15 protein-coding genes are annotated in these 19,632 nt (G+C 62.6%); 9 read left to right on the top strand and 6 right to left on the bottom strand.

Annotation, left to right across the window (positions count from 1 at the left end; translation table 11 throughout):
- Positions 1-261: 261 nt before the first annotated feature.
- Positions 262-3,963: a phosphoribosylformylglycinamidine synthase gene (locus tag I6I72_RS09530; protein ID WP_236592614.1), complete on the top strand. Its 3,702-nt coding sequence runs from the start codon at positions 262-264 to the stop codon at positions 3,961-3,963.
- Positions 3,964-4,408: 445 nt separating this feature from the next.
- Positions 4,409-5,146, top strand: a complete 738-nt coding sequence (trhA, locus tag I6I72_RS09535; protein ID WP_049147027.1) for a PAQR family membrane homeostasis protein TrhA — start codon at positions 4,409-4,411, stop codon at positions 5,144-5,146.
- A 20-nt stretch (positions 5,147-5,166) separates the two neighbouring features.
- On the opposite strand, the gene I6I72_RS09540 is transcribed toward trhA, so the two are convergent.
- Positions 5,167-7,254 carry an acyl-CoA dehydrogenase family protein gene (locus tag I6I72_RS09540; protein WP_201806797.1) on the bottom strand — a complete coding sequence of 696 codons (2,088 nt, stop codon included), beginning with the start codon at positions 7,252-7,254 and terminating at the stop codon, positions 5,167-5,169.
- Between the two features lie 53 nt (positions 7,255-7,307).
- Positions 7,308-8,606: an acetyl-CoA C-acetyltransferase gene (locus I6I72_RS09545; protein WP_005531337.1), complete on the bottom strand. Its 1,299-nt coding sequence runs from the start codon at positions 8,604-8,606 to the stop codon at positions 7,308-7,310.
- A 166-nt stretch (positions 8,607-8,772) separates the two neighbouring features.
- Here I6I72_RS09545 and I6I72_RS09550 point away from each other — a divergent pair, with 166 nt between their 5' ends.
- Positions 8,773-10,101 (top strand): 3-oxoacyl-ACP reductase, encoded by a 1,329-nt coding sequence (locus I6I72_RS09550; protein ID WP_049147024.1) that lies wholly within the window; start codon positions 8,773-8,775, stop codon positions 10,099-10,101.
- The gene (locus I6I72_RS09555) at positions 10,102-11,031 is read left to right on the top strand and encodes a MaoC/PaaZ C-terminal domain-containing protein (protein WP_201806799.1); all 930 of its coding nucleotides are present in this window, start codon (positions 10,102-10,104) and stop codon (positions 11,029-11,031) included.
- A gap of 28 nt (positions 11,032-11,059) precedes the next feature.
- Here I6I72_RS09555 and I6I72_RS09560 read toward each other — a convergent pair whose 3' ends face one another.
- Positions 11,060-12,079 (bottom strand): acyl-CoA thioesterase, encoded by a 1,020-nt coding sequence (locus tag I6I72_RS09560; protein ID WP_005531343.1) that lies wholly within the window; start codon positions 12,077-12,079, stop codon positions 11,060-11,062.
- A 34-nt stretch (positions 12,080-12,113) separates the two neighbouring features.
- Between I6I72_RS09560 and I6I72_RS09565 the strand changes: the two genes are divergently transcribed.
- Genes I6I72_RS09565 through purM form a run of 3 tightly spaced genes read left to right on the top strand, consistent with a single transcriptional unit; the run spans position 12,114 to position 15,101 of the window.
- Positions 12,114-12,518, top strand: a complete 405-nt coding sequence (locus I6I72_RS09565; protein WP_049151444.1) for a sterol carrier family protein — start codon at positions 12,114-12,116, stop codon at positions 12,516-12,518.
- Positions 12,519-12,528: 10 nt separating this feature from the next.
- A complete protein-coding gene (purF, locus tag I6I72_RS09570; RefSeq protein ID WP_049062719.1) occupies positions 12,529-14,028 on the top strand; it encodes an amidophosphoribosyltransferase in 1,500 nt (499 codons plus the stop codon).
- Between the two features lie 20 nt (positions 14,029-14,048).
- Positions 14,049-15,101, top strand: a complete 1,053-nt coding sequence (gene purM, locus I6I72_RS09575; RefSeq protein WP_100087535.1) for a phosphoribosylformylglycinamidine cyclo-ligase — start codon at positions 14,049-14,051, stop codon at positions 15,099-15,101.
- Between the two features lie 439 nt (positions 15,102-15,540).
- Here the strand turns inward: purM and I6I72_RS09580 are convergent, their stop codons facing one another.
- Entirely contained in the window at positions 15,541-15,747 is a 207-nt protein-coding gene (locus I6I72_RS09580; RefSeq protein WP_034657466.1) for a DUF3073 domain-containing protein, read from the bottom strand.
- A gap of 177 nt (positions 15,748-15,924) precedes the next feature.
- The gene (ygfZ, locus tag I6I72_RS09585) at positions 15,925-16,983 is read right to left on the bottom strand and encodes a CAF17-like 4Fe-4S cluster assembly/insertion protein YgfZ (protein WP_201806801.1); all 1,059 of its coding nucleotides are present in this window, start codon (positions 16,981-16,983) and stop codon (positions 15,925-15,927) included.
- 30 nt (positions 16,984-17,013) lie between these two features.
- On the opposite strand from ygfZ, the gene I6I72_RS09590 reads away from it, so the two are divergent.
- Positions 17,014-17,880, top strand: a complete 867-nt coding sequence (locus tag I6I72_RS09590; RefSeq protein WP_407644960.1) for an aminodeoxychorismate lyase — start codon at positions 17,014-17,016, stop codon at positions 17,878-17,880.
- On the opposite strand, the gene I6I72_RS09595 is transcribed toward I6I72_RS09590, so the two are convergent.
- A complete protein-coding gene (locus I6I72_RS09595) occupies positions 17,877-18,527 on the bottom strand; it encodes an FABP family protein (protein WP_049147019.1) in 651 nt (216 codons plus the stop codon). The two genes, I6I72_RS09590 and I6I72_RS09595, sit on opposite strands and share 4 nt — an antisense overlap.
- 65 nt (positions 18,528-18,592) lie before the next feature.
- Between I6I72_RS09595 and I6I72_RS09600 the strand changes: the two genes are divergently transcribed.
- Entirely contained in the window at positions 18,593-19,621 is a 1,029-nt protein-coding gene (locus I6I72_RS09600; protein WP_223197348.1) for a diacylglycerol/lipid kinase family protein, read from the top strand.
- Positions 19,622-19,632: the final 11 nt, after the last annotated feature.

Genomic DNA, 19,632 nt, shown 5'->3' on the forward strand with positions numbered 1-19,632 from the left:
TGCCCAAAAAGTTTGTCTTGCGGTTCATCGGGTGTTTACGTGGGCTTCGCGGGGCAGGGGCGTGCGAACTGCGCACAATTTGCCAAGCAAGCCCGGAAAATCAGCAAATTTGGGCGCACTATTTGGCAAATTGTGCCCACGCGAGGCCTCGGTGCCAGTAATCCTCCAAACCGAACCACCCCCAACCCGCCGCCCTATAGAATTGGTTTTCGTTCCCCGCGGGAAATACTGTCGGCACTAAGTCGACTACCGAGTTAAAACTTGAGCTTAAAGAAAACTGGAGGCACGATGGTTCAGCGCGTGTACGTGGAAAATCGCGAGGGTGGGCATGCCGCGGCATTGTCGAAAGAGTACGGCGTCAAAGTGCGCCTGCTCAACCGCTATGACGTAGAGGGCACCACGGATGAGGAGTTCGCCACCGCGGTTCAGCTGGTTCTCTCTGAACCGCAGGTAGACACAACCTATTCCACGTTGGACGAGGCCGGCGTCGACGGCGAGGTCCTCGCGGTCGAGCCGCTACCTGGTCAATTCGATCAGCGCGCGGACTCCGCTGCACAGTGCATTCAGTTCCTCTTTGAAAAGGAGCGCCCGCGCGTTCGCACCGCTGTGGTCTACGCAGTCGAGGGCACCATTCCGGAGGCCATGCGCGCAGGCCTCATCAACCCGGTGGAGGCCCGCGAGGCTTCCCTGGAACTGCCTGAGACGCTGGCACTGCAGGTGGCCACGCCCGCTGACGTGGAGACCCTCGAGGGCTTTACTGCGCTTTCCGACGCCGCCCTCCCCGAATCCGTCGCATCCCACGGCCTGGCCATGGACGCTGACGACGCCACCTTGATTCGTAACTACTTTGCTTCCGAAGACCGCGAACCCACCATCACCGAGCTCAAGGTAATCGACACCTACTGGTCCGATCACTGCCGCCACACCACTTTTGAGACGATTCTCGACTCCATCACCTTCAACGAGCCAGCCGTCGAGGCTGCTTACCAGGACTACCTCGCAGCCCGCGAGTCCATCGGCCGCACCAAGCCGGTGACCCTGATGGACATGGGCACCATCGCGGGCAAGGTCCTGCGTGCCACGGGCAAGCTCGACGCCATGGACGTCTCCGAAGAGATCAATGCCTGCACCGTGCACGTCACCATCACCGTGGATGGCAAGGAAGAGCCATGGCTGCTGCTCTTTAAGAACGAGACCCACAACCACCCAACCGAGATCGAGCCTTTCGGTGGCGCCGCTACCTGTATCGGTGGCGCTATCCGTGACCCGCTGTCCGGCCGCGGCTACGTCTACGGCGCCATGCGCATCTCCGGCTCCGGCAACCCACTGGAGACCACCACGCGCCCGGGCAAGCTGCCGCAGAAGACCATCGCGCGCGTAGCCGCTGCCGGTAACTCCTCCTACGGCAACCAGATCGGCCTGGCCACCGGCCTCGTCGACGAGCTCTATCACCCGGGCTATGTGGCCAAGCACCTCGAGATGGGTGCAGTTGTCGCGGGCGCACCAGCCGCTAACGTGCGCCGCGAGGTGCCGGCCGCAGGTGACCTCGTGGTCTTGGTCGGAGGTGCAACCGGCCGCGACGGCATCGGCGGAGCCACCGGTTCCTCCAAGTCCCACACCGTGGAGTCCCTGGCTACCGCGGGGGCAGAGGTGCAGAAGGGTAATGCGCCGGAGGAGCGAAAGCTGCAGCGTCTGTTCCGCAACCCGGAATTCTCCAAGCTCATCAAGCGCTGCAACGACTTCGGCGCCGGCGGCGTCGCCGTGGCTGTGGGCGAGCTGGCTGATTCCCTCGAGATCAACCTGGACGCCGTTCCAAAGAAGTACGAGGGACTCGACGGCACCGAGCTGGCGCTGTCTGAGTCCCAGGAGCGCATGGCTACCGTGATTGAGGCAGGCGACATCGACAAGCTCATCGCCCTCGCCAACGAGGAGAACCTCAACGCCGTGGTCGTTGCGGAGGTCACTGACTCTGGCCGCATGCGCATGCACTGGCGCGGCACCACCATCGTGGATCTCTCACGCGAGTTCCTCAACACCAACGGCGCGGACAAGCACGCCACCGCTGACGTCGCCCCTGCTGGTGATTGGCGCGGCGCGTCCCGTGAGTGGGCGCGCCAGGAGGACTTCAACGCGTCCTTCCTCGGCATGGCCTCTGACCTCAACGTTGCCTCCAAGCAAGGCCTCTCCGAGCGCTTCGACTCCACCGTCGGCGCGGGTACCGTGCTCATGCCTTTCGGCGGCACGCGTCAGGCCACCCCGATTCAGGCAATGGCCAACACCCTCCCGGCGCTGGGCGAGACCACCAACTGCTCCGTGATGTCCTGGGGCTACAACCCATACGTCACCGAGGCCAGCCCGTACCACGGCGCCTACCTCGCCGTTGTGGAGTCCGTGTCCAAGCTGATTGCCACCGGCGCCTCCTTCGATGAGACCTACCTGTCCTTCCAGGAGTACTTCGAGCGCATGGACTCTGCCTCCGCGTGGGGTAAGCCAACTGCTGCGCTGCTGGGCACCATCAAGGCCCAGCTTGGCCTCGGCGTCGCCGCGATTGGCGGCAAGGACTCCATGTCCGGAACCTTCGAAGAGCTGCACGTTCCGCCAACGGTTATTTCGGTTGCCGTCAGCCACGACGACGCGGGCAACATGGTCCCTAACCACTTCAAGGCCGCAGGCCACCAGGTGACGCTGCTTTCGCCTGCGCTTGCCGACGCCTCCGATACCGCCCTCGCCGGCCTGCCTACCCCAGAGTCGCTGGTGGAGAACTTCCGTACCGTGACTGAGCTGCTGCGCTCAGGCAAGGTCGTCTCCGCGTACACCCCCGGCTTTGGCGGCCCTGCCGAGTCAGTCCTGAAGATGGGCCTGGGTGAGGGCATCGGCTTCGCCTTCGCTGACGACGCCCCTCTCTACGATTACGCCTACGGCGCCTTCGTCCTCGAGTGGGCAGAAGGCCAGGAGCCCGTTGCCGGCTCTGCCCTGGGTACCACCACCGCTGGCGGCTTCAGCTACCGCGGCGCGGAGGTCAGCTTTGCTGACGCTGAGGCTGCCTACTTGGGCACCCTGGAAGAGATTTACCCGACCACGGTGGAGCAGGCTGGCTCTGTTGACCTCGGCGCTGCTGCTAAGGGGGAGACGGTCGCACGGACCATCACCCCGACCTTCGGTGGGGCAAAGGCCACGGCGCTCATCCCGGTCTTCCCGGGCACCAACTGCGAGTACGACTCTGCGGCAGCGCTGCGTCGCGCGGGTATCGAGTCTGAGATTCTCGTGGTGCGCAACCGCACCCCTGAAGACATTGCTGAGTCCGTGGACCGCATGGCGGCTGCACTGGACCGCTCGCAGATGCTCTTCCTGCCGGGCGGCTTCTCTGGCGGCGACGAGCCGGATGGCTCCGCGAAGTTCATCACCTCCTTCCTGCGCAACCCGTCCCTGTCCGCAGGCGTGCAGGGCCTCCTTGACGAGCGCGGCGGCCTCATCCTGGGCATCTGCAACGGCTTCCAGGCGCTCATCAAGCTCGGCCTGGTTCCGTTCGGAGCCATCTCCGAGCCAGGCACTGAGACCCCGACCCTGACCTTCAACAGCATCGGCCGCCACCAGTCGCGCATCTCCCGCGTCCGCGTGGTCAACAACGATTCGCCATGGCTGTCCAAGGTCAATGAAGGCGACGTCTTCTCCGTCCCGATTTCGCATGGCGAGGGCCGCATCACCGCTGGTGAATCTGAGTGGGAGCGCCTCAAGGCTGCCGCAGTGACTCAGTACGTGGACGCTGCAGGCAACCCGCTGATGGATATCTCTGTGAACCCGAACGGTGGCCTCTTCGCCCTTGAAGGAATCATGTCCGAGGACGGCCGCGTCCTGGGCAAGATGGGCCACTCTGAGCGCATCTCGCCGTCGACGTACAAGAACGTGCCGGGCGAGTACGATATGAAGCTCTTCGAGTCTGCGGCAGAGTACTTCCGCAAGTAGTCCCGAGCCCGGCTGGTTGGGTCCCCCTGGTTAGGTCCCATTCATTGGCTCCCTTTGCTAGCAAAGGGAGCCTTTTTCATCCCAAAACACAAAACTTCACTCGCAATAGGACCCAACCAATGGGACCCAAAGACGGGGACCCAACCGGGGCGGGAACCCCAGAGCGAGCGATGGTCCGTGCTCAGCTGATCTTCATCTGTTGCTCGAACCAGCCGAAGGAGTGCGCGCCCTGGTCAGTGGAGACAGCTCCTGGGTCATCCGGTTTATGCGCTCTTGGCCGCCCTGTACACCTGGCAAGAGATAGAAGCTCGGGCGTGGCTGGTCACCACCGGGGAGCAGAACATTGTTGGAGATCCCCTTGAACCCCTGAGGCTAGGCCCGTATAGTTACGGAAACGTAAGTTTAGTGTTGAGGCTAAATAGATTCCCAAAGTAAGGCGTTCTTGATGGCGATCCAACATGGGGTCACGACCCCCGATGAAAAATGCGAAAACGGCGCTTTAGAAAAACTCATTGAGCGCCGCTATTTCGTGGCAGACCGCGGCGAACGCCCACTAACGCGTGGGTGGGGTCACCTCTTCGCGGCTATTGTTTCCGTGATTGCCTCCACTGTCTTAATTACGTTTGCGTGGATGAGCATCTCGTGGGACCAGGCGCTTGCAGTGACCGTCTATGGCGTTGGGGTGGTGGGGCTCTTCGGCGTTTCGGCCCTCTATCACCGTTGGCCATGGCCCACCGCGCGGGCGGTGCGATGGTGGCGGCGCGCTGACCATGCCACCATCGCGGTGTTTATTGCTGCCACCTATACGCCGCTCTGTGCGATTGTGCTTGAGCCGGTCCAGGCTGCTTGGATGCTGGGCATAGCGTGGGTTGGTGCAATTATGGGCGTCATCCTGAATCTGGTGTGGATTGACCACCCACGCTGGCTCGATGTGGTGGTGTACCTGACCTTGGGATGGTTGGTGTTGCCTTTGATTCCAATGTTGTGGACTGAGGCGGGGCCCGCTGTGGTGTGGCTGCTGTTCGCAGGCGGCGTCATCTATTCCGTGGGCGCGTTGGCCTATGGCTTTAAATGGCCAGGCCGCAACGCCCGGTGGTACGGCTACCACGAGCACTTTCACACGGCGACTATCGCCGCCGCCGTTGTACACATGGTCGCTGTCTGGATGGTCGTTGCGGCCTAACTAGTGGTGCGGCGCTTTAGTTAGTGGCGAAGCGGGTCTACGCCTGTCTCGGTGAGCATCGGAATGTTGGATACCTCGGAAGGCAGGCCGAAAGCGTCTACCAAGACCACCGACCAGGGCGCCAGGGAATCGACGAGGTCGTTGATGGCGGCGCGAGCAGCTTTCATACGGCCTGCGGGAAGCAGGTTGTGTTCCTGATACCAGCCGGCGTGCTCGACCAGCGTGGACAGAACGAACAGGTGACGTAGCTGCTCGAATACCTGGCGAGCCAGCGAACCCTCTTCCAGGCGCTCCTCTGCTTCGATCATGGCCTGGACCAGCAGGGTATCCACGCGGGCCCAACCAGCCGCGATGAGGTGGTCCTGGCACTTGTCCACGATGGCGGCCGCCTGCACCTTATCCGCCTTGCGGGCTGGCTGGATGCGGCGCACGAGGGAGAAGAGCACGGACTGGGCGCGATCGTCGATGAGCTTGGCCTGGTACACGGCGTCGAAAAGCGATGCCTCATTCGGGTTCACCAAGTCCACCAGCCCCTGCAAGCGAGTGGTGAAGCCGGTGCGGCGGCGGACCACTTCGGTGGCGGTCGTCGCGGCGTAACGCACGGTGTCCCATGGGGACATGTCATTCATCGCGCGGCCATATGCCGTGAGTAGGTTCTTGCCCACCATCTGGATGAGGACGGTGTTGTCGCCCTCGAAGGTGGCGAAGACATCCGAGTCGGCACGGTATGTGGTCAGGCGGTTCTCCGACATGTAGCCGGCGCCGCCGCAGGCCTCACGGCATTCTTGAATGGTGCGGATGGCGTGCTGGGTCTGCGCTGCCTTGATGGCGCCGGCGAGGGACTCCATCTCGCGGGAGGCGAACTTCTGCTCCTCATCCGGGGTGGTCACGGACCACGTGCCGGACTCCTGCTGGTCGTTCATTTCCTGGTAGCGCTCCAGGATCTGATTGTGTAGCAGGTGCAGCGCATAGGTACGTGCGAGCGGGATGAGCAGGCGGCGGCGGTGCTGGCGGTGATCGATGAGACGCTTTTCGGAACCGGTTGCGCCTTCGAACTGGCGACGTCGGTTGGCGTAGCGCAGCGCAATATCCAACGAGGCTTCAGTCGCGGCACCGGCGGCGCCCGCCACGCCCATGCGGCCGCGGATGAGCGTGCCCAGCATGGTGAAAAAGCGGGCGTTGGGGTTCTCAATAGGGGAGGTGTACTTGCCTTTCTCGTCGACATCGGCGAAGCGGTTGAGCAGGTTCACACGGGGGACCCGGACATTGTCGAAGCGCAATGTGCCGTTGTCTACGCCGACCAGGCCGCCCTTGTGGCCGTGGTCGCCCACGGTGACACCCGGCAGGGAGTTACCCTCTTCGTCGCGAATCGGCACGATGATGGCGTGCACGCCGTGGCTGCGGCCATCGCTGCCCGGGGTGTAGAGCTGTGTAAAGACCACTGCAGCGCGGCCGTCCTTTGCGGCGTTGCCGATGTAGTTCTTTACCGCGGTGTCCTTTGGAGTGTTGATGATGAACTCATCAGTCTCCGGATCATAGGTAGCGGTAGTCTCCAGGGACTGGACGTCAGAACCGTGACCGCGCTCGGTCATGGCGAAGCAACCAGGTAGTTCAAGGCAGCTTGCCTTTTCTACCCATTCGAGGTGGCGTTCGGTGCCTAGCTGGTCGAGCGCACCTCCCCACAGGCCCCACTGCACGCCGGACTTGATGGCCAGGGAACCGTCGGCCCATGCCAGGCCTTCCAGAGTGAAGGTGGAAAGAATCGGCTTGCCCGGACCGCCATTGTCGCGGCGCAGTCCCTTTTGGAAGCCGCCGAAGTCGCGGACCTTTGTAAGGTTGTTAAAGGTGTGCTCGCGCTGCTCGGCAACCGAGAGCTCAGGACGCGGGAAGAGGCTTGGATCGTCGATGAATTCGCGCAACTCGTGGCGGAAAGAGGCGTGTGGGCCATCGAGAAGCGCTCCCAGCTCGGTGGCCACGGAAGGCTTCGGAGTGGTGGGCAGGCGGCCTGGGCTGCGCGGCTCGGCTTGGGCTGGTGCAGAACGGCCGTCGCCGCGGCCAGGGTTTTGTTCCTTGTTGGAGTCTCTGCTCAGAGTCTTGGTGAGTGCCATGATGGGTTTCCTTAATTGATTGGGGAGTTTGGGCAGGTGGTCTCGTTGGTGTTCTAGTGCTCGACGATGGCAGCCACGCCCTGGCCGCCGGCTGCGCAGATGGAAATCAGAGCGCGGCCGCCGCCGTTTTCTTCCAGAATCTTGGCGGTGGTGGCCAGGATGCGGGTGCCGGTTGCGGCGAACGGGTGGCCCGCTGCCAGGGAGGAGCCCTTTACGTTGAGCTTGGTGCGGTCGATGGGGCCGAGCGCGCCGGGCAGTCCGAGGCGCTCGCGGCAGTAGGTCTCGTCTTCCCAGGCGGTCAGCGTGGCTAGTACCTGGGAGGCAAATGCCTCGTGGACCTCATAGAAGTCGAAGTCCTGCAGGCTGAGGCCGTTGCGCTCAAGCAGGCGAGGAACCGCGTAGGTCGGTGCCATAAGCAGGCCGTCGCCGCCGTGGATGAAGTCCACTGCAGCGGTCTCGGAGTCCACCAGGTAAGCAAGCGGTTCGAGGTTATGCTGTGCGGCCCAGTCCTCGTTGCCAAGCAGCGCCACCGAGGCGCCATCGGTAAGCGGCGTGGAGTTGCCTGCAGTCATCGTGGCCTGGGTGCCGTGCTGCTGGGCGTCGCGCTTGCCGAAGACTGGCTTGAGTTGTCCGAGCTTTTCCAAGGTGGAGTCCGCGCGCAGGTTGGTGTCGCGGTTGACGCCCAAGTAGCCGGTGGTCAGGTCAGTAAAAAAGCCCTCTTCCCAGGCCTGGTGTAGCTTCTGGTGGGACTCCAACGCCAGCTGGTCTTGGTCGGCGCGGGTGACCTTCAACTCGCGGGCGGTGATGGCTGCATGGTCACCCATGGAAAGGCCGGTGCGTGGCTCGCCGTTCTGGGGCTGCTCGGGCGCCAGCTGTCCCGGGCGAATGGAGCCAATGAGCTGTGCACGCTGGGCCACGGTCTTGGTGCGGGAGAGGTTAATGAGGGTCCGGCGCAGAGAGTCGTTGACGGCGAGCGGTGCGTCCGAGGTGGTGTCGGTGCCACCCGCGATGCCGGAGCTGATGCGGCCCCGGGCGATGGCGTCACCGACGTGGATGGCCGCTGCCAGCGAGGTGCAGCATGCCTGCTGGAGGTCGATGGCTGGGGTAGTGGAGTCGAGCGCAGAACCCAGGACCACCTCACGGGTGAGGTTGAAATCGCGAGAGTGCTTGAGAACTGCGCCGGCGGCGACGAGTCCTAGGCGCTCGTCGTGCAGTCCATAGCGGGCGACGAGGCCGTCGAGCGCGCTCGTCAGCATGTCTTGGTTGGAGGCATGCGCGTATTCCTTGTTGGAACGAGCGAACGGGATGCGGTTGCCGCCTAGGATTGCTACGCGGTGCGAAGTGGTGGTCATTGCGACTCCTTGGTGGGAAATCCTTGCTAGGAACGTGCTAGGAAAAGTTTTCACTCAAATGCTCTACATCACAGGCTGAATGATATTGTTAGTTCTATCACTTAATTAACTAAACTTGCAAGCTACTTCATAAAGGCTTGCAACCTTGTTAAGGGAAGGAATTGAAATGCCAAAAATTAACTTCGCCGAGAAACTGATCAACTCCCCTGTCGCGGCCAAGGCAGGCGTGCCGCAGGGGTATCCATTGCGCCGCTTCACCCCCGGCGAGCCAGCTCTCGACGGCCCGGTTGTCATCGGCGCAGCAGGGGAGGGACGCATCGCCGCATTCCTTAACTCGCAGCTCGCGGTGGACTATCAGCTGTTGTCCGTGACTGCGGAGTCCAAGCGCGCAGCGCTCGTCTTCGACGCCACCGGGATCTGCAAGCTCGAACAGTTGCGCGAGCTCTACGACTTCTTCCACCCGCAGCTGCGCAACCTCACCGCCAACGCGCGCCTGCTGGTCATCGGCACCACCCCGGAGGCCGCCGATACCGTCGACGCCCGCATTGCGGCCCGTGCCCTCGAAGGCTTCACGCGCTCCCTCGCAAAAGAAATGCGGAAGGGCGGCACCGTAAATCTGGTGTGGGTCGACCCGGCAGCCACCGCTGAGGTGGAGTCCACCGTGCGCTTCTTCCTCTCCGGCAAGTCAGCGTTTGTGGACGGCCAGGTGGTTCGCGTTAAGGCTGGTTCTGGCGGCAAGGACCATGATTGGTCCGCCCCATTGGCTGGCCGTTTAGCCGTGGTCACGGGCGCTGCGCGCGGCATCGGAGCCACCATCGCGGAGGTCTTCGCTCGCGATGGCGCAGACATTATTTGCATCGATATTCCGGGCGCCAGCGAGCACCTCAGCGCCACTGCCAACAAGGTGAAGGGCACGGCGCTGCCGCTCGACGTCACGGATGCCGGTGCCGCCGCGGCCATCGCCAAGCATGCGCAGGATCGCTACGGCCGCGCCATCGACGTTATCGTCCACAACGCCGGCATCACTCGCGACAAGCTGCTGGCCAACATGAACGAAGGCCAGTGGGATGCAGTGTTGGCCGTCAACCTCCTGGCACCGGTGCGCATCACCGAGGAGCTCATCGAAAATGGTGACCTCGCCTCGGGCGCAGCCGTTGTGGGCGTGTCCTCCATGGCGGGTATTTCAGGCAACCGCGGCCAGACCAACTACGCCACCACCAAGGCGGGCGTCATCGGGCTTGTCGACGCCCTCCAACCGCTCCTCGCCGAGTCCGGTTCCACTATCAACGCGGTGGCCCCTGGCTTCATCGAGACCGCGATGACCGCCGCCATGCCTACCGGCCCACGCGAGATTGGCCGCCGCATCAACTCGCTGCAACAGGGCGGCCAGCCGGTCGACGTTGCTGAGACCGTGGCTTACTTCGCGGCCGCCTCCTCCGCGGCCGTTTCCGGCAATACCGTCCGCGTCTGCGGCCAGAACATGATGGGAGCCTAAATGACTGCGCTCAACGTAGTGAACCTGCCCGCCGTTCCGGAGCTCAGCGAGCTCTACCGCAAGCAGGTGACCAAAGCGGTTCCCGCCATGGTGCCAGGCCTGAAACCCAAACGCACAATCAATGACCCGGCAACCGCCTTCCGTGTCGATGACGTCTGCATCGATCCCGTTCACCTCGCCCGCTACTGCCAGGCAGTGGGATTCCGCCTTGGCAACGAAGCGCCAGTGACCTACCCCTACGCCCTGGCCTTCCCTTTAGCGGTGAAGGTAATGGACTCACCGGGTTTCCCATTCCCGGCGATGGGTATCGTGCACCTGTCCAACAAGATTGAACAGTTCCGCCCCCTCCATGTCGAGGACACGTTCACCATCGATGTCCACGCGGAAAACCTCCGCCCGCACCGCAAGGGTTTGGTCCTGGACATGATTACGTCCATCTACGTCGAGGGCGTGTTGGTCTGGCAGCAGACCTCCGCCTTCCTAGGCCCTGGCGCCAAGTTCTCTTCCTCCACCCCAGAAGTAGTTGCATCCCGCCCAGAAGCCACGCGCTTCCTGCCGCAGCCGCAGGCCCCAGCTGCCGGAACCAACCCCGTTTCGACCCTGCGCTTTAGCCCCGAGTCCACCAAGGTCTATGCGGAAGCGTCCGGCGATAAGAACCCGATTCACACCTCACGGGCGGGCGCCAAGCTCTTTGGCTTCCCCAGCACCATTGCCCACGGCATGTACACGCATGCCTCGATGCTCACCGCGCTGGAGGGGCGGCTCCCCGAAGCCGTCCGCGTCCAAGCCGACTTCTACAAGCCGGTCATTCTTCCCGCGGCCACTGCGCTCTTTGCCAGCGCGCACGACCGTGCGTGGACGCTCGAACTACGCAAGGCCAAGGACGTCGACAAGCTGCACGTGGCGGCCGCCGTTGAGTCGCTCAGCTAATCAGCACCTAGCTGGGCTCACCACTTGGTTAGTCTAGGTGCTGGTGCTGCGGTGCCACCACGAGAGGCTTCGGGGAGTACTGTCCGCGCAGGTTACGCAGAATGCCGGCGTGCTCCCACAGCGCCTTGTCTTCGGCCGTCTTCGGCGTGAACTGGCGTGCTGCAATCGGCTGCCAGTCCGCGTCCATCGCCATGTAGGATACCGTGGCGTGGATGGCGGTCTCCAAGTTCTGGCGTCCGCCGCGTGGGTTGCCCGAGCGCACGTGAATGGACATCTGCATTGAGCGGGCGTCGGTTCGCATCATGCGGGCGTCGACCTCGATGAGGTCACCGATGGAAATCGGGCGGTAGAAGCGAATGCCGCCGGCGTAGACTGCCACGGTGTGCTCGCCGGACCACTCCATGGTGCAGGCAGCGCCCGCCTCATCGATCCACTCCATTGCCGTGCCGCCGTGGACCTTGCCGCCCCAGTTGACGTCGGTCGGCTTGGCCAGGAAGCGGTTGATCATGCGCGGGGCGTCGGAAGGCCCGTCATAAGTCTGCTTCTCCATCTCTTCCTCGATGGCCTTGCGCAGCTCAATGCGGGATTCCGCGGCTTCCCACACGCGGCGGTGATCGTCGGAGGAAGGTTCAAAGGAAGGAACTGGGGTGGACTTGCCGGTTTCCGGGTCCTTGGCTACGAAGATGACCAGGCAGTCGCACGCGCGGGTGAAGATGCCGTCGCGCGGATCGGCAGATAGCACCTCGTTCACGATGTGCATCGAAGAACGGCCCGTCATTGCGATGCGCGAGCGCACCTCTACCAGGTGGCCCGAAGGGATCGGGCGAGTGAAGTGAATGTGCCCCACATAGGCGGTCACGCAGTACATTCCGGACCACTGCACCGCGCATGCGTACGCGGCCTTATCGATCCACTCTAGGACGCGGCCGCCGCCAATGCCCTGCGCACCAGCGATGGTCATGTCCGTGGGCGCCGCCATGAATCGAAGCGTGATCGATGGCGACTTCCCGGTTTCAGTATTCTCTTGTTCCGGAAGGGTAAGTGACATGCATAGAAAGTTATCAGGGAGGCCGAATTAGCGCATGAAAAATAAGGTAGACCCAGCGGCCACGCGCGCTGCCGTGGTGGCGGTCCAAGACTGGATAAAACACCCCGATGAGGTGGAAAAACCAGGTAGGGCATTGCTTGCCGACGCCGTCCGTCGCACCGCCCGCACCCTCGAAGCCGACGCGCCGGGGCACTCGGTGGAACTGCGGGTGCCCCCATTCGTGGCAGTCCAGTGCATCGAGGGTCCCCGTCATACCCGCGGCACACCACCCAATGTGGTGGAGACCGACGCTTTGACATGGTTGCAGCTGGCTACAGGCTTGCTCAGCTGGGAGGATGCCGTTAGCGCAGCTCAGGTGGATGCCTCTGGCTCGCGCTCAGGGGAAATCGCTGCATGGCTGCCCATCATTCCGTTAGTTTCTCCTGCCCACAACGACTAGGATTGCAGCCGTGGTAGCTGAACTAACTCCCCATATCGCCAATCTCGATGATCACAGCGAGACCGAACCGCGCGAGGAATGCGGCGTCTTTGGCGTCTGGGCCCCGGGCGAAGAAGTCTCGAAGTTGACCTACTTCGGTCTGTTTGCACTGCAGCACCGCGGCCAGGAGGCTGCCGGTATCGCTGTGGGTGATGATGACAGCATCGTCGTATTCAAAGACATGGGCCTCGTGGCCAACATCTTTGATGAATCCATCCTCGCGTCCCTGCAGGGCAACGTCGCCGTGGGACACACGCGCTACTCCACTGCGGGCGGTAAGGAATGGTCCAACGTGCAGCCCATGTTCGGCACCTCGCCGAGCGGCGTCGATATCGCGCTGGGCCACAACGGCAACCTAGTCAACTACCTTGAGCTGCGCGCTGAGGCAATCGAGCGAGGGCTCATTAAGCCGCATGAAGAGTCGGTTTCTGACTCCATGTGCTTGTCCATGCTGCTTGCCGACGGCGTGAGTGAGGACGTTAGCGTCTTTGAATCGGCGCGCGCCCTGCTCCCTCGTGTTAAAGGTGCATTCTGCCTGACCTTTACTGATGGCCACACTCTCTACGCTGCGCGCGACCCGCACGGCGTGCGCCCGCTGGTGCTGGGCCGTTTGCCAAAGGGCTGGGTCGTGGCTTCGGAGACTTGTGCGCTCGACATCGTCGGCGCGCAGTTCATCCGCGAGATTGAACCGGGCGAGCTCATCTCCATCAACGAGGCGGGTATCCGATCGGAGAAGTTCGCGGAGCCAACTCACCACGGTTGCGTCTTCGAGTACGTCTACCTGGCACGTCCTGATACCGACATCAAGGGCCGTTCGGTGAACGCGACGCGTGTGGAAATTGGGCGTCGTCTAGCGCGGCAATACCCGGCCCCAGATGCGGACCTAGTCATTCCTGTGCCTGAGTCTGGTAACCCGGCGGCCGTGGGCTATGCCCGCGAGTCCGGCATCACCTTCGCGCACGGCCTGGTGAAGAATGCGTACGTTGGTCGCACCTTCATTCAGCCCACACAGACCCTGCGCCAGCTGGGCATCCGCCTGAAACTGAACCCGTTGCGCGAGGTCATCGAGGGCAAGAGTCTCGTGGTGGTGGATGACTCCATCGTCCGAGGCAACACCCAGCGTGCGCTCATCCGCATGCTGCGTGAGGCAGGCGCTGCCGAGGTGCACGTGCGCATCGCCTCGCCACCGGTGAAGTGGCCGTGCTTCTACGGCATTGACTTCGCCTCCCCGGGCGAGCTCATCGCTAATGCCAACCCGTCTGATGACCCGGAAGTAGTCTGCAAGACTATCTGCGACGCCATCGGTGCGGACTCCCTCGGCTTCGTCTCCATTGCGGAGATGGTCGCCGCGACCGAACAGCCGCAACACGAGCTGTGCACCGCTTGCTTTGACGGTGTCTACCCACTCGGCCTCCCGGCCGGCAACCCGAACGCTGAGGCCGTGCGCTCCTTGCTCGGCTCTGAATCTTAAAAGACTTGAAGGACTCAACAATGAGCGAGAACACTTACGCCGCAGCAGGCGTCAGCATCGAAGAAGGCGACCGTGCCGTTACCCTGTTTGCCCCGCACGCAAAGCGTGCCTCCCGCCCGGAGGTCATGGGCGGTCTCGGCGGTTTCGCCGGCCTGTTCAAGCTGGGCGATTACAAGGAGCCGGTCCTGGCCGCGGGTTCCGACGGCGTGGGCACCAAGCTGGCTGTGGCGCAGGCCATGGACAAGCACGACACCATCGGCATCGACCTCGTGGCAATGTGTGTGGATGACCTCGTGGTCTGTGGCGCTGAGCCGCTGTTCCTGCAGGACTACATCGCTGTGGGCAAGGTCGTGCCGGAGAAGGTCGCGGAGATCGTGAAGGGTATCGCTGAGGGCTGCGTCCAGGCTGGCGCTGCGCTCCTCGGTGGCGAGACCGCTGAGCACCCGGGCGTAATGGATCCGGAGGAGTACGACGTTTCCGCAACTGCAGTCGGCGTTGTTGAGGCGGACTCCATCCTGGGCCCGGACAAGGTCCGCGACGGAGACGTCCTCATCGCCATGGCTTCCTCTGGTCTGCACTCTAACGGCTACTCCTTGGCTCGTTACGTCCTGCTGGAGCAGGCTGGCCTGCCTCTTGACGGTCACATCGAAGAGCTTGGCCGTACCCTGGGCGAGGAGCTGCTTGAGCCGACCCGCATTTACGCCAAGGACTGCCTGGCGCTGACCGCTGAGTGCAACGTTTCCACCTTCTGCCACGTCACTGGCGGTGGTCTGGCTGGCAACTTGGAGCGCGTTATCCCTGAGGGCCTGACCGCTGAGGTCAACCGCTCTACGTGGACCCCAGGCCAGATTTTCAAGACCATCTCCTCCGTGGGCAAGGTTTCCCTCGAAGAGATGGAGAGGACCTTCAACATGGGCGTTGGCATGATTGCGGTTGTCTCCCCGGAGGACCGCGAGCGCGCTATGGCCATGATGGCTGCCCGCCACGTGGATGCCTGGGAGTTGGGCACCATTCGCGCTGCTGGCGAGGGTGAAGCTCGCGTCATCATGAATGGTGAGCACCCGAACTTCTAAGCTTGCCCAACCACTTCTACTTTCGGCCTTCCAGTCTCTGCCACATCGCGGTAGAGGAGGGGAGGCCGTTTGTGGTTTGCCATTTGGGGCGTCTGTCCCGCGGCCGCCAAATGCAGTCGGAGCCTAGTGTGGCTCCAAATGGTGAGGTCGCACTGTAACCACTGTGACTGCAGTGAGCTCCTGGGGCGGGTGACGCCTCACCTCACCATTTGTTCCTCACCATTTGGAAATGCCGGCCGAGGGAAGGCCGAGGGAAGGTCGAGGGAAGAGCAGGGGCGGCTCAGGCAGACCAGGGAAGAGGCCGTGAAGAGCAGGACAGTGCGGGTAAGAGCAGGGCAACGCGGGAAAGAGCCGGACAGCGGCCAAAAGCAAAAGGCCGCAACCGCGCGAAGCGGCTGCGGCCTACAGCTGGAGTTCCAGCGGCGAAAAGGAAAGCGCCTTAGCGCTTGCCCTCGTCGTCTTGGTCGTCTTCGTCCCACTCGTCGACGTAGTCGGCATAAGGATCTTCGTCCTCATAATCGTGGGAGTTATTCGGGTTTTGGGAGGCGAGCTCCCGCTGGAGCGAATCCAGATCCATTTCGGGCGAATTGTACTTCAGCTGGCGTGCAACTTTGGTCTGCTTTGCCTTTGCGCGTCCGCGTCCCATGTGCATGACCCCCTTGAGGTGAGTAGGGCGTTCCAGGGATTCTTGGACGCCCCATCGGCTTAAATCTAAAAGTGAATCTTCCTGTTAGACACAATAGCCTGTGTGACGAAAAAATTCCGAACCACCCCCTAGTTATTGCAAAAGTAGTGGTATAACTCGCCTCTTTCGGCCATTGAGTTAGCGGCCACGCAGCTTTTCCACGGCCGCGCGCCCAGCCTTGGACCCTTCGTCGGTAGGCAAGGAGTCCTCTTCCACAGACGCGGCAACGTCGCCGATCGTTAGCGTTCCGCCCGTGAGCGCGGAACGCTTGATCAATGCCAGGGCAATCGGGCCATAGTCGCAGTCATCGACAATGGTGCCCAGTCGCCCCACACGGCGCCCGCCCAGTGTTACCTCGTCACCAATCGCAGGCCGGTTCGGAGCCGAGCCATCGAGGTAAAGCATCACCAGCAAGCGCGGGGAACGGCCGAGGTTCTCCACGCGGGCCACGGTTTCCTGCCCGCGGTAGCAACCCTTGTCCAAGTGCACAAAGGCCGGTCCCTGCGAGCGGCGAATCCAGTGCGGTACCTCATGCGCGATTGCTTTGTCGTCCAAGTCCGCGGCGAGCTCAGGTTCCAACGCGCGCACGCGCTCCGCGGTAAATGCCATCAACCCCACGAGGGTTCCGCCGGCTGCCTCCAGCTCTGCCACGGCCTCAGCGAGGCGCGAGCGCGGAATCAGGTGGTCGGTGCGATGGGGCCCGCGCCAGACGACCTCCCGGGAATGTACCGCATCAGCCGGTGCGGGAAGCTCTCCGCCCAGCACAGTCACCACGGCTAGATCCGCCTCTTCCACGGTTACCTGGGACCAGAAGATCATCTTGGTCAAAAAGCTCAGCAGCGAATCGAACTGCGCTGCAGGCACGTCGAGATAGAAGGCATCCTCGACACGGGAGAGGTCTATCTGGTGGAGTACGTGGCCCTGTATATCGAGGTCGAGTGCGCCGGCGTGGAAGCCAGATGAGACGTCGTCTAGCTTCTGCGAAAGCAGATTGTTTAGGAACGTTGCGGCTTCAGGTCCCGCAACTTTGATGACGCGGCGCTGGGATCGGTCCACAATTGCGGAACCGGTCTCTACTGATCGCTGCTCCACGAGCGGATCGCCATAGTGCCAGGCGATACCGACGGCATCGATAAGCGTGGCGTCTTGGATTTCTGATGCGCCGGGGCGCTGAAGAAGTGGCGAAGAATAACTCACGGGTTCCGATGGTAGGGCATAATGAAAAATATGGAGTTCACGCCTCGAAAAGAGCCGGTCATCTACGTTGTTGAGCCTTATGGCGGCTCGGTGCGCAAGCATTTGCCGTCGTTGCCGCTCGTCTATTGGGATGACGCCGCAGTTACCCGGGGAGACGGAATCTTTGAGTCTCTGCTTATCCGCGATGGCAAGGCCGCGAACCTCGCGCGCCATGGCCAACGTTTTATTAACTCGGCGCTGGCTCTCGAGCTGCCCGAGCCGCAGTTGGAGAAGTGGGAAGAGGCCACCAACCTGGCTATCGCCGACTATTTCGGGCCTGATGGCCAAGGCGAGGCCAAGTGCACCTGGACCTATACCCGCGGGCGCGCCTCGACCGGACACCCCACCGCGTGGGTAGTGGTGCAGCCCATCGACGCCAAGATTATTGAGCAGCGTGCCAAGGGAGTGAAGGTCATGACCACACCGCGGTTGTGGCAGGTGGCTGAGGAGCTTCCCGCCAAGACCCTGAACTACGCGGCCACAATGGCCACGCTGCGCCTGGCGCGAGGCAAGGGCTTTGAGGACGTGATCTTCACCGACCCGGAGACGGGCTTGGTGCTGGAGGGCGCGACGTCGACAGTCGTGGCGGTACGCGGTGACAAGCTGCGTACCCCGGCGGGCAAGGGAATCCTGCCGGGCACTACCCAGGCCGCGCTTTTCGAGTACGCCACGGAAAAGGGCTATCGCTGCAAGGCCAAGGAGATCACCCCTGGATACCTGGAGCGCTCTGACTCGGCGTGGTTGGTCTCCTCGGTACGTACCGCTGTGCGCGTGACTAACCTTGATGGGACAAGGCTAAAGGCCCCAGATAACGCTGCGGAAATCCGGGACCTCTTGGATGCTGCTCTGGCGCGTTAGCCTGCCACGCGGGTGAGCTCAGCGGACATGTAAGGGCGCATCTCGCCGTCGACCATGCGCTCGTCTACCCAGCCGAGGTTGTTGTTCGGCATCAAGCCGTACATGCGCTTGCCCGGGCCAAAGTTCTTCGAGCCCGTCTCCGTGACCATGGTGGAGGCGGATTCCAGCTGCCATGCACGCTCGTTGAAAGGCTCGCCGTAGAAGATTTCCACGATGCCGTTGGAGGAGGTGTAGGTCATTTCGATCTCGTCCTTGAGCGAGATGCGCCAGAAGCCGCTTTCACGGATATCCGCGCCGCTTGGCTTGCCTTCGGAATCGATGCGCCAGGTGCGGGAACTAAAGGTGAGGTAATTTTCGCCGTCGTGGCTCACGATGAGCTGCTGGCCAAAGCTGTACTGCTCGCCGGTGGTGTCATGTGCTTGGCCTTCGCCCTGCCACACGCCCACGAGGGGAAGGAGAGCCAGCAGGCCGTCGTGCAGGGAAGGGCCCTGGCGCAGGTTAGCGGTCTCTTGCGCGAGTGGGTTCTCCACGATGTCTACTGCAGGGATATTGCGGGAAGCTGCGTCTTTCCACGCCTCCGCGGCGTGGTTTACGGCGTCGTTGCCGTTGATCTTCTGGGTGCTATTTTCGTTGCTATTTTCGCTCATGACGCACCAGCCTAGTCGTCTATGTACGTCAACAACCACTAGGCTGGTTCGCTGTGCGAGTACTAATGATTTCAAATCCAAACTCGACTTCTCAGAGCGATGCCTTGTTCCGGCAGGTCATTCCGCTGCTTCGCGACGTCGAAGGCGCTCACATGCGCATGCAGTTCACCCATTACGCGGGGCATGCGGAGGAGATCGTGCGCGGAATGACACGCACTGATTTCGACGCCATCGTGGTCTTTGGCGGCGACGGGACCGTTAACGAGGTGGTCAACGGCCTGTTGGGGCCGGCTGACCGAAAGGACCGTCCGCGACCTGAAGAGCTTCCTGTCCTCGGCGTAGTCCCCACCGGTTCCGCGAACGTCTTTGTGCGTGCACTGGGAATTCCCAATACCCCGGTGGAGGCGGCCCACGTCTTGGCTCGCCTCATGGAGCGCGACACCCGCCGCAAGATTCACCTGGGTACGTGGAACGACCGTTGGTTCGCGGTCAACGCTGGTTTTGGTTTGGACGCCGACGTTCTTGCCCGAGTCGATCGCGCACGAGAGATGGGCTTTTCGGCCACGCCGCTGCGCTACCTCGCGGTTTCCGCGCAGGCTTACCTGCGGGCGCGCGTCATCCCACCGGAGATTTCCGTGCACGCCGTCAGCCGGGCAGGCGAGCAATTCACCGCGCACAAGGTTCCGCTGATGTTTACCTCGAATACCAACCCGTGGACGTTCCTGGGCCCGCTTCCCGTGGTGACCAACCCGCGCAACTCCTTCGACGCGGGCCTGGGGCTATTTGGAGTGTCTGACTTGGGCGGCATCCATGGCCTAGTGGGCATGCTGCACCTGATGGGCGTGGACCGTCGGCGCATGCTGTCCAAGATCACCCAGGCGCGTGCGCTGCAGTTCGATGATGCACAATCGGTTGATTTGGAGACGCCAACTCCGAAGCGCTTCCAAGCCGACGGCGAGTCCGTGGGCAAGTTCACCGAGGTGCACCTCGAATCGGTGGCAGATGCCATTGAGGTCTTCGCGCCCCTGCAGCCGCGCCCGCCCCACGAGCGGAGCGTGCGAGAGATTCTGCGCGACTTGATTCGCATCAAGTAGGCGCTGCCAGG

The organism is Corynebacterium striatum (genome assembly GCF_016728105.1).
GTDB classification, from domain to species: Bacteria; Actinomycetota; Actinomycetes; order Mycobacteriales; family Mycobacteriaceae; genus Corynebacterium; species Corynebacterium striatum.